This is a genomic window from Bradyrhizobium sp. CCH5-F6, from assembly GCF_001556045.1.
Classification (GTDB): Bacteria; Pseudomonadota; Alphaproteobacteria; order Rhizobiales; family Xanthobacteraceae; genus Bradyrhizobium.
Window position 1 is genome coordinate 23,829 of record NZ_LSIC01000212.1, and the last position, 9,691, is coordinate 33,519.

The 9,691-nt window shown below is 66.4% G+C and carries 6 protein-coding genes; 4 read left to right on the forward strand and 2 right to left on the reverse strand.

The genetic code is table 11. From position 1 onward, the window contains the following. Nucleotides 1–148: 148 nt before the first annotated feature. Nucleotides 149–2,164 (reverse strand): acetyl-CoA carboxylase biotin carboxylase subunit, encoded by a 2,016-nt coding sequence (locus AX729_RS37195; protein WP_061029781.1) that lies wholly within the window; start codon nucleotides 2,162–2,164, stop codon nucleotides 149–151. Between the two features lie 165 nt (nucleotides 2,165–2,329). Then, nucleotides 2,330–3,421: a zinc-binding metallopeptidase family protein gene (locus AX729_RS37200; RefSeq protein WP_061029782.1), complete on the reverse strand. Its 1,092-nt coding sequence runs from the start codon at nucleotides 3,419–3,421 to the stop codon at nucleotides 2,330–2,332. Nucleotides 3,422–3,625: 204 nt separating this feature from the next. Between AX729_RS37200 and AX729_RS37205 the strand changes: the two genes are divergently transcribed. From AX729_RS37205 to AX729_RS37220, 4 genes are all read left to right on the forward strand, one after another. After that, a complete protein-coding gene (locus AX729_RS37205; protein WP_061029784.1) occupies nucleotides 3,626–6,106 on the forward strand; it encodes a hybrid sensor histidine kinase/response regulator in 2,481 nt (826 codons plus the stop codon). Between the two features lie 35 nt (nucleotides 6,107–6,141). Continuing rightward, complete coding sequence (locus AX729_RS37210; protein WP_061029786.1) at nucleotides 6,142–7,596, forward strand: sensor histidine kinase; 1,455 nt, start codon at nucleotides 6,142–6,144, stop codon at nucleotides 7,594–7,596. Then, nucleotides 7,581–8,942: a sigma-54-dependent transcriptional regulator gene (locus AX729_RS37215; RefSeq protein WP_061029788.1), complete on the forward strand. Its 1,362-nt coding sequence runs from the start codon at nucleotides 7,581–7,583 to the stop codon at nucleotides 8,940–8,942. Before AX729_RS37210 ends, AX729_RS37215 begins: the two co-directional genes overlap by 16 nt. A 110-nt stretch (nucleotides 8,943–9,052) precedes the next feature. After that, a partial coding sequence (locus AX729_RS37220) for a hypothetical protein (protein WP_063817337.1) occupies nucleotides 9,053–9,691 on the forward strand: 639 nt, incomplete at its 3' end.

Below are 9,691 nucleotides of genomic sequence, written 5' to 3' on the forward strand. Positions count from 1 at the left end.
TGGGACCAAGGCGGTGGCCTCATTCGCCGTCATTGCGAGCGAAGCGAAGCAATCCAGTACCGTATCCGCGGAGACAGACTGGATTGCTTCGTCGCTACGCTCCTCGCAATGACGATGGTTGCGGGCAGACCGCTCGCCCCACGTACAGTTACGCGAACTCCAGGATCAGCGCGTCCACCGCGAGTGTCGCACCCGCGCTGGCATGAATCTTCTTCACCGTGCCGTCCTGCTCGGCGCGCAGCACGTTCTGCATCTTCATGGCTTCGACCACCGCCAGCGTCTCGCCGGCCTTGACCTCCTGCCCCTCGGTCACCGCGATCGAGACCACGAGGCCGGGCATCGGGCACAGCAGCTTCTTGCCGGTATCGGACGCCGTCGTCACCGGCATCAGCCGTGCGGAGGCCGCTTCCGCTTCGGTCCAGACGTAGACGGGCACCTCGACGCCCTGATGCGCGAGGCGGATGCCGTTGGCGATCGGGCGCGCCTGCACGGCGACCAGGTGGCCGTCGATGGTGCCCTGCCAGACCGGATCGCCGGGCTTCCACGGCGACTGCAACAGATGCGCATTGCCGACCTTGCCGTTGGAATCGACGAAGCGGATGGCGATCGCCTCGCCCTCGCGTTCGACTTCGAGCAGGATCTCCTGGCGGTCGAGCCAGACCGCGCGGCGCCGCTCGCGCTGCACGACGCGGCCGCCCATCTGCCCCGAGATCTGCCGCTTGCGCGCACCGAGCACGTGATCGATGGCGGCGCCGACCGCGGCGATCCGCCGCGCGACCTCGCCTTCGGGCACGCGCACCGCAAAGCCCTTGGGGAATTCCTCGGCGATGAAGCCGGTCGAAAGCCGTCCCTCACGCCAGCGCGGATGGTGCATCAGCGCCGACAGGAACGGGATGTTGTGGCGGATGCCGTCGACGTAGAACGAATCCAGCGCGGTCGCCTGCGCCTCGATCGCAGCCGCGCGCGACGGCGCATGGGTGACGAGCTTGGCGATCATCGGATCGTAATGGATCGAGATCTCGCCGCCTTCCTGCACACCGGTGTCGTTGCGGATGGTGATGCCGTCCTGGCTGGCTTCCGCCGGCGGGCGATACTTCACGAGCCGCCCGATCGAGGGCAGGAAGTTGCGGAACGGATCTTCGGCGTAGAGACGCGATTCCACCGCCCAGCCCGTCAGCGTGACGTCCTTCTGCGCGATGCCGAGCTTCTCGCCGGCGGCAACACGGATCATCTGCTCGACGAGGTCGATGCCGGTGACGAGTTCGGTCACGGGATGCTCGACCTGGAGACGCGTGTTCATCTCCAGGAAGTAGAAGCTCTTGTCCTGCCCGGCGACGAACTCGACGGTGCCGGCGGAATCGTAGTTCACGGCCTTCGCGAGCGCGACCGCCTGCTCGCCCATCTTTCGGCGTGTAGCCTCGTCGAGCAACGGCGACGGCGCTTCCTCAATGACCTTCTGGTTGCGGCGCTGGATCGAGCATTCGCGCTCGCCGAGATAGATGACGTTGCCGTGCTTGTCGCCGAGCACCTGGATCTCGATGTGGCGGGGATCGACGATGAACTTTTCGACGAAGACACGGTCGTCGCCGAACGAGGCCTTGGCCTCCGCCTTGGCGAGATTGAAGCCTTCGGCGACCTCGGCCCTGGAATGCGCGATGCGCATGCCCTTGCCGCCGCCGCCGGCGGACGCCTTGATCATCACGGGATAGCCGATCTCGTCGGCGATCTTGACCGCGTGCTTGTCGTCCTCGATCACGCCGAGATAGCCGGGCACGGTCGAGACTTTCGCCTTGGCGGCCGCCTTCTTGGATTCGATCTTGTCGCCCATCGCGGCGATGGCGCCGGGGTTCGGGCCGATGAAGACGATGCCGGCGGCTTCCAGCGCGCGCGGGAACGCCTCGCGTTCGGACAGGAAGCCATAACCGGGATGCACGGCCTCTGCGCCGGTCTTGCGGCAGGCCTCGACGATCTTCTCGATCACCAGATAGCTCTCGGCCGCGGCCGGCGGACCGATCAGCACCGCCTCGTCGGCCATCTCGACATGGAGGGCATCGCGGTCGGCCTCGGAATAGACCGCAACCGTCTGAATTCCCATCTTGCGGGCGGTCTTGATGACCCGGCAGGCGATTTCGCCGCGATTGGCGATCAGAATGCGTTTGAACATGCTTTTCTTGAGTCTCGACCTTGGGCGGGACCCTTCCCCCGGCCGTTGGGCACCTTTGGGACGGGCCGTATGGCCCCCGTGGTACATCAAAATGGGCCGGAGGCAACGGTCTAAATCCCGGGCTCCTGGCGTGCCAGCGCAAGACCGGAATTGACCCGGCGGGCCCTAGGGACGCCGCGCGGCTGCTTGAGGCTGCCCGGCCCTGGCCACGTCCCGGATCAGGTCGTGAATGAAACCCAGCTTGGCGATCACCACGGGCGACAGGATGAATGGATAAAGGTCGCGCAGGCCCATGGCGCGGTTGACGCTGTTCATGGCGAAGGTGAAGGGCAGCCATGCATTGACCAGCGCCTCGACATCCCTTGCCTCGTAAGGGTTGAAGCGGATGCGCGCGGTCAACTCCCCGTCGCGGTCGACCTTCGGGCGCACCTCCATGCCGAATTCGGAGGCCATTTCCAGGGTGTCGACGATATGGAGGTAGTGCGCCCAGGTCTCGGCGAAGTCTTCCCAGGGATGCGTGGTGGCGTAGGCCGAGACGTAGCTTTGCTGCCAGTCGGCCGGCGGGCCTTCGGCATAGTGCCGCTGCAAGGCCTGACCGTAGTCGGCCGTGTCGTCGCCGAAAATGGCGCGGCACTGGTCGAGCTTGCCGCCGTCGCGCACCAGCGCATCCCAAAAATAGTGCCCGACCTCGTGGCGGAAGTGTCCGAGCAGCGTCCTGTAGGGCTCGCCCAGCTCCAACCTGCGCCGCTCGCGCTCGATGTCGTCGGCCTCGGTCAGCGCGATCGTGATCAGACCGTTGTCGTGGCCGGTCATCACCTTCTGTCCGCTGTTGGGATCGTCGGCGAGGAAATTGAAGATCAGGCCATTCCCGGGATTATCCTGCCGGGTCTGGAGCGGCAGCTTCCAGCGGATCAGGGAATAGAATAGACGGTGCTTGGCCACCTCCAACTCGCGCCATCCGGCGAGCTGCGCCTGATCAGAGAGATTCGGCACCGTCCCATTGTGACGGCAGGCGCGGCAATAGCCGGTGGTATCGCCCGCGTCCGTCAGCCAGTTGCAGGCATCGTACTCGGCATTACGGCACAGCATCCGGCCTTCGCCATTGTCGGCCAGCGTCCGCCAGTCCTCTCCGGCGGGCTCGATCGCCGACATTGTCTCCTTCTCCGGCATGAAGGCGACCCGATGCCCGCAGCGTTCGCAGGCGCGGTTCTCGAAGTACAGGATGTTGCCGCAGGCCTGACAGACAAAGAGCTTCAAGGTTTAGCCTCTTCGGAAAGGGAGCTTTATGAGAGAATCGGCGTCTCGCGAAGACTCCCCGGTCGGCCGATCGTTCCAGTGTCCGGAACAAATTGCCAGGCCGGACGTTGCCACCACGCGTTCAGGCATGCGCCCCTGTTTCCCGATACTTGCCCTTTAAACGATGGCCATCACGCTCCGTCTGTGTGAATATCGATCCGGCACGTGCGCACCTGCATGACAACGGCCGATGCCTTGAACGAACCCTTGCCCGAGACCGTCGCCGCCGAAAGGCTGCGCCAGCACCTCGAACACGTCGCGCGCGAGCGCGACAACGCCTATCGCGCGTTGCAGGAGCGCGAGGCCGAGCTCGCGCGCATCCAGCGCATCGGCAAGGTCGGCGGTGTCGAGGTCGATTTCCGCGAAGGCTTCAAGAACCGTCGCTCGCCGGAATATCTGATGATCCACGGCCTGCCGCCGGAAGCTGCCGAGGAGTCGCACGAAGAGTGGGTCAAGCGCATCCACCCCGACGATCGCGACGCCACCGTCAGGCATTTCTTCGAGGCTCTCGCCGGAACGAGCGAAGACTACACTGCCGAATACCGCATCATCCGCCCCAGCGACGGCGAGACCCGCTGGATCCGCGTGGTCGCCAAGATCGAGCGCGACAAGGACGGCCGGGCCGTTCGGCTCGTCGGCGCCCATATCGACATCACCGACCAGGCGCTGGCGCGCGAGACGCTGCGCGAAAGCGAAGAGCGCTTCCGGCTGATCGCCGACAGCGCACCGGTGCCGATCTGGGTGACCAAGCTCGACCGCAAGCGGTCCTTCGCCAACCGGGCCTATGTCGACTTCGTCGGGCTGCCCTACGAGCAGGCCATCGATTTCGACTGGCGCAAGGTGCTGCATCCCGACGACCTGCCGCGCGTGCTCCAGCAATCCGTCGACGGTGAAGCGTCCCTCAAGCCCTTCGTGCTGGAAGCGCGTTACAAGAACGCGATCGGCGAATGGCGGTGGCTTCGATCGGAATCGCAGCCGCGCTGGGATCCGACCGGAAAACATATCGGCTTCATCGGCGTCGCCCACGACATCACCGTGGCCAAGCAGGCCGAGATCGAGCTGCGCCGGCTCAACGAGACGCTGGAAGAGCGCATTGCCGAGCGCACCGCCGAGCTCGAAGCGAACGAGGCGCGGCTGCGCGCGATCCTGGAAACCAGCAATCAGTATCAGGGCCTGGTCAATCTCAGGGGCGAAGTGCTTTACGCCAACACGACGGCGCTCGCCGGCATCAAGGCGAGCCCTCCGGACGTCATCGGAAAGCCGCTTTGGGAGACCCCCTGGTTCAGCGCAACGGAGGGCATGAGTGCGCTGGTGCGCGATGCTTTCCACACCGTGCTCGAGGGCGAAGCGGTGCGGCTGGAAATGCGCCTGCGCCTTCCCATCGGCGAGCGCGATTTCGACTTCGGCATGCGCCCCGTGCTCGACCGCCACGGCAACATCACGGGCGCCGTGCCCGAGGCCGTCGACATCACCGAGCGCCGCCGCGGCGAGGAAGCGCTGCGGCAGTCGCAGAAGATGGAGGCGATCGGCCAGCTCACCGGCGGCGTCGCGCACGACTTCAACAATCTGCTCACCATCATCCGCTCGGCGACCGATTTCCTGCGCCGCCGCGAGCTGCCCGAGGAACGCCGCCGCCGCTATGTCGACGCCATCTCCGATACGGTCGAGCGCGCTTCCAAGCTGACGGCACAGCTTCTGGCGTTCGCGCGGCGGCAGCCGCTGAAGCCGCAGATATTCAACGTCGGCAGCCAGGTCGAGGGCGTGGCGCAGCTGGTCCGGCCGCTCGTCGGCGGCCGCATCGAAATCGCCGTGGACGTCCAGGAAGCCGATTGCTTCACGGTGGCCGACATCGCCCAGTTCGAGACCGCGCTGATCAACCTCGCCATCAACGCCCGCGACGCCATGGAGGGCGAAGGCCGCCTCACCATCGCCGTGCGCAAGGTCTCCGGGATTCCGAGCCTGCGCGCGCAATCGGCGCGCGGCGGCGACTATGTCGCGATCTCCGTTTCCGACACCGGCGGCGGCATCGCGCCGGAACATCTCGACTCGATCTTCGAGCCGTTCTTCACCACCAAGGAGGTCGGCAAGGGCACCGGCCTCGGCCTCAGCCAGGCCTTCGGCTTCGCAAAGCAGTCCGAAGGCGACATTGCAGTGACGAGCACGCAAGGCCAAGGCTCGACCTTCACCATCTATCTGCCGCAGGCGCAAAGCCCGGCCACGGAGAAGGAAGCCGCGACGCTGACCAGCGAGGCCGCGACCACCGGGCGCGGCTACCGCGTGCTCGTGGTCGAGGACAACGATGATGTCGGCCGGTTCTCGACCGAGCTTCTGGAAGACCTCGGCTACGTCGTCCGACGCGTCGCCAACGCCAACGCGGCGCTCGCGATCCTCGGCGAGAACGAATTCGCCGTCGACCTCGTCTTCTCCGACGTGATCATGCCCGGCATGAACGGCGTCGAGCTCGCCGGCATCATCCGCGAACGCTATCCGGGCCTGCCCGTGGTGCTCACCAGCGGCTACAGCAACGTGCTCGCCGAAAGCGCCCATCGCGGCTTCGAGCTGATCCAAAAGCCGTATTCGGTGGAATCGCTGTCGCGTATCCTGCGCAAGGCGATCACGGAGAAGCTGTCGATGGCGCGGCCATGAGCGGCCGATTTTCAGCCTCGCGCGTTCCCTAGCGCATGCGCTCGCTTCGCTCCCGACTGCTCGCCCTGTGGATCATGCTGGTGGTATCAGGCATAGCCACCGGCTATCTCCTGTTCGAATCCTATCGGCAGACCGCGAATGCGCGGCTGGCGCGCTCCGAGGAATTGGCGGCGCGGGCCTGCCGCGAACTCGCCGATCGCTACCAATTCTTCGTCACGGGCTGGAGCGGCGGCGAGATCGATGATCCGCTGAAGCAGCAGCTTGCAGCGGTCGTCCAGAGCGCGCTGTCCGGTGCGGCCGGCGTCGAGGGCGGCATCTGGCAGGCAGATGCGGGCTCCCTCGCCTACGCTTTTCCGACCTACGAAGGCACCGGACCGAAGACCGACCTGCCCTCGGCCGAGCTCAACACCATTCGCGACGTCAATGCCGAGGCGCAGCGATCCGGCCGGCCCTCCTCGATCCGGCAAAGCGGCCGGTCACAAGTGCTGATCGTTCATGCTTGCCCGCTGCGCGGCCCGCTGACCGGCGTGACCGGATGGACCATGACACGGGCGTTCACGGCGGAGGGGCCGGCCTACAATCAGCTGTTGGCCGGACTCCTGTTGCTCGCGCTCACGATCTTCGGCTCGGCCGCGTGGCTCGCGCGCGTGCTCTATGTCTGGTCGCGAAAGATCAACCAAATCGAAGCCGCTCTGGACGCCCCCCACGCCGGCACAATCGATCTGCCGACATTGCCGCGGACCGGCGCCCCAGAGCTAGACCGCCTGGTCGACGCGCTCAACGGCGCCGGCGAACGCCTGTCGGTGGAACGCCGCCGCGCCGCCGCAGCCGAGCGGCTCGCTGCGCTCGGGCGCATGTCGGCGGGCCTCGCGCACGAAATCCGCAATCCCATCGCCGCGATGCGGCTGAAGGCAGAGAATGCGCTGGCGGTCGCCGACGGCTCGCGCAGCGAGGCAGCGCTGACCTCGATCCTGCAACAGGTCGATCGGCTCGATATTCTCCTGCGCGACCTCCTGGAGATGACGCAGGCGCGCGAGCCCCGGCTCGCGGAGGTCGATCTCGAGACCTTCCTGACGCGCACCGTCGAGACTCATCGCGACCTCGCCACGGCACGGAACATCGCCCTGACCGCCGGAACCGGACCGGCGTCTTCGCCGTTACCGCAATTCGATCCGCTCCAGATGCAGCGGGCACTGGATAATTTGATCATCAACGCCATCCAGAATACGCCCGCGGGCGGCAAGATCAGCGTGGACGCGCGCCGGCGAGGCGACCTGTTGCTGCTTCAGGTATCCGACACCGGTCCCGGCATTCCCGACGAATTGCGCGAGCGCCTGTTCGAGCCGTTCGTCACCGGGCGCGCTGACGGCACCGGTCTCGGGCTCGCCATCGTTCGCGAGATCGCGCGCAATCATCGTGGCCATGTCCGCCTGCTCCGATCCGTCGGCGGCGCCGAATTCGAGATCGAGGTGCCATGGCAACCGTCCTGATCATCGACGACGACCGCGCCCTGCGCGAAGGTCTAGCCGAGGCAATCGCCGATCTCGGCCACGAACCCCGCCTCGCCGCGTCCGGCCGCGAAGGTCTGGCGGCAATGGACGACGACGTCGATGTGGTGCTGCTCGATTTGCGCATGCCGGGCGGCATGGATGGGATCGAGGTTCTGCGTCGCATCCGCGCGAGCGCCGGCTGCCCGCATGTCGTGGTGCTGACCGCGTTTGCCAGCGCAGCCAATACGATCGAGGCGATGCGGCTTGGCGCCTTCGATCACCTCAGCAAGCCGATCGGTCGCGTGGAACTGAAGGCCCTGCTGGAGCGACTGCCCCAGCGCGTGCCGGCGATTGCGGCTCCGGCGGACGATGCCGGGGATGGCCTGATCGGATCGAGCGAGCCGATGCGCAGCGTGCAGAAGGCGATCGGTCTCGCGGCCGACAGCGACGCCAGCGTGCTGATCCGCGGCGAGACCGGCACCGGCAAGGAGCTGGTGGCGCGCGCGCTTCACATTCACGGCAAGCGCAAGGACGGTCCTTTCGTCGCGGTCAATTGTGCGGCGATTCCTGCTGACCTGCTGGAAAGCGAGTTGTTCGGCCACGTCAAGGGATCCTTCACCGGCGCGACCGCCGACCGCTCCGGCGCCTTTCGCGATGCCGCCAACGGCACGCTATTCCTCGACGAGATCGGCGACATGCCGCTGCCCATGCAGGCGAAGATCCTCCGCGCCTTGCAGGAGCAGGTGATCACGCCGGTCGGGGGCAAGCCCGTGCGCACCAATGCACGCATCGTTGCCGCAACCCACCGCGATCTCGCCAGGCTCGCCGCGACCGGAGACTTCCGCGAGGATCTCTATTACCGGCTCGACGTGGTGCAGATCGCGCTCCCTCCGCTGCGCGATCGTGTGGCGGACATCGTGCCGCTCGCCCGGCACTTCCTCGCGCGCGCGGGCGCGAGCAACAGCCGTCACAAGCAGCTCAGCGAGGCCGCGATCGACAAATTGCAGCGTCATCCCTGGCCCGGCAACGTCCGCGAACTGCGTAATGCGATCGAGCGCGCCTGCATCATGACACGCGGCGACGTGATCGGAGCGGAGGACATCGACACCAGCGCGAATCCGGTAACAGCAGTCCCGGCGCCGGACGATGCGGACCTGCCCGCGGCGGTCGCCCAGCTCGAGAGGCAGATGATCGAGCGCGCGCTGGCGGCCTGCGCCGGCAATCGCACGGAGGCGGCGCGCCGTCTCAACATCAACCGCCAGCTGCTCTACACCAAGATGCAGCGCTACGGTCTTGCCGAGGCGTCAGAAAAGCTGACGGACCGTGTCGGCAAAGACGACGGCTAACTCCGCAAGCGCGGCAAAAACTCCTTTCGGATCAATCATTTTGCGACTGGCACATGGCTTGCTGAATCCTGCGTAAGCGACGAGGTCGCGATATCGACAGGAGTTGTTCCATGAAGACCACACGCATGCGCGCGCTGTTCTGGGTGCTGCTCGCCACCACAGCGATCGGCAGCGGCGCCGCCGCTTATTCGCAGGTCCGGGATCCCATGTGGGATTCCTCGCAGCTTCCGGAATCTCGCGGGACCGTGAAGCAGTACACGTTGACGCCGCGCGGCGACGTCGACGGAATCATTCTCACCGACGGCACCGAGGTGAAGCTGCCGCCGCATCTCAGTGCCCAGACGGTGTTTGCGATCCGTCCCGGCGACCAGGTTTCGGTGCGTGGCTTGCGCGCCCGCGCCATTCCGCTGGTCGACGCGGCGTCGGTCACCAATGTCGCGACCGGCAAGAGCGTCGTCGACAACGGCCCGCCGGACCGGCGCGGTGCCAATGACGACCAGACCATCAGCGGCCGCATCGCCCTGCAATTGCACGGCAAGCGCGGCGAGGTGAACGGCGTCGTGCTCGATGACGGCACCACGCTGCGTCTGCCGCCACCGGAGGGCGAACGCATGCAGGACCAGCTGGCTCAGGGTCGAAGCATCTCGGTGCGCGGCGACGTCCTCGATACCGCCCTCGGCAAGGTCGTCGACGTGCGCGCGATCGGCGCCTCGCCGGAGCAGATGACCGAGGTGCGCGGCCCTCGCCCG

Bases quoted from the DNA above. Each gene is read 5' to 3' on its own strand.
- AX729_RS37195 (WP_061029781.1), bottom strand. From the start codon at position 2,164: ATGTTCAAACGCATTCTGATCGCCAATCGCGGCGAAATCGCCTGCCGG.
- AX729_RS37210 (WP_061029786.1), top strand. From the start codon at position 6,142: ATGCGCTCGCTTCGCTCCCGACTGCTCGCCCTGTGGATCATGCTGGTG.
- AX729_RS37215 (WP_061029788.1), top strand. From the start codon at position 7,581: ATGGCAACCGTCCTGATCATCGACGACGACCGCGCCCTGCGCGAAGGT.